Origin of the sequence: Streptomyces bohaiensis (assembly GCF_012033785.1) — a bacterium.
Classification (GTDB): domain Bacteria; phylum Actinomycetota; class Actinomycetes; order Streptomycetales; family Streptomycetaceae; genus Streptomyces; species Streptomyces bohaiensis.
The window spans coordinates 1-1,027 of sequence record NZ_JAAVJC010000546.1 but is presented as its reverse complement, the minus strand read 5'-3'; the positions used below and the strand labels follow the sequence as shown (position 1 = coordinate 1,027).

Here is a 1,027-nt window from a genome sequence, read left to right as displayed (position 1 = left end):
GCGCCGGCGGCGGCGCGACGCCCGGGGCCGGCCGGGCGCCGACGGCCCGTCACTCCGGCCGCGCCGCCTGCCAGGCCCAGGAGGTGCGGCGGGCACGGCCGGGAAGTTCACCGCGCCCGGTGCACCACAGCAGGACCGCGGTGGGATCGCCGGCGCCGGTGGGGGCCTCGGGGAACAGCCGGCGCAGTACCGCGGCGCTCAGCTCCGAGGGCGGCTCCCACCCCGGCTCCAGCGTGCGGGTGATGTCCCAGGTGTGGAGCAGGGTCTCGGCGGTCCCCATGGCGGCGAACCCCGCCGGGTCGCACGGTCCCCAGTGCCAGGCCCGGTCCTGCGGCGAGGAGCGGGCGAGGGCGGCGAGCAGCAGCGCGCCGCAGGCGTCCACCACACGCAGCACCTCGGCGGGCCCGGTGGCGGTGGGGACCACGAGGTCGAACGCCAGGTACCGGTCGTCCGGCAGTCCGGCCACCTGGCCGGCGTAGGCGGCGAGGTCGTGCGCCAGGTGGGCCGCGGTCTCCCGGCAGCTCCACGTCAGGCTCCCGGCGGGGCGGTCCCAGTCCTCGTCGGCGTGCGGCCGCAGCGCCCGCGCCGACACGGCGAGGGCGTCGGCGAGGACGTGGGCGAGGCATTCGTGGCCGAGCTGCTCCATGGCAGGCGACGGTAGGGGCGTCCCGTCGGCGTCGCAACGGCTGCCGCACGGGGCGTTGACGTCCGGTCGCGGCGGATGGACACTCGCCGCACCCAGCAAGCGTTTGCCACGGACCGCTGCGGCCACCCCCGGGCCGCGGCGCCCCGCCGTCCTCCGGCGGCGCCGGTGGGAGCGCTCCCACCCACATTCGGAGTGATCGCATGCACCGGGACCAGCCCCGCTCCCCCGCCCGCCGCCGACGTCCTCGCGGCGCGCTCGCCGTCACCGCGGCCGCCGTGCTCGCCACCGCCGCCGGCGCCCTGGCCGGTCCCGCGCGAGGAGATCGTCGTCACCTCCAAGCTGCCCGGCCGCCCCCACCGCCACGCCGATGCCCTCGCCGCC

Annotated in this window: 1 protein-coding gene and 1 pseudogene; one reads left to right on the top strand and one right to left on the bottom strand. The window is 79.1% G+C overall.

Features of this window, described 5'->3' with window-relative positions; all coding sequences use genetic code 11:
• Nucleotides 1-49: 49 nt before the first annotated feature.
• Nucleotides 50-646, bottom strand: coding sequence for a maleylpyruvate isomerase N-terminal domain-containing protein (locus HCN52_RS24605; protein ID WP_168090612.1), 597 nt, complete (start codon nucleotides 644-646; stop codon nucleotides 50-52).
• Nucleotides 647-838: 192 nt separating this feature from the next.
• Here HCN52_RS24605 and HCN52_RS25025 point away from each other — a divergent pair.
• Nucleotides 839-1,027 (top strand): annotated as a pseudogene (locus tag HCN52_RS25025) (hypothetical protein); the annotation flags it as partial.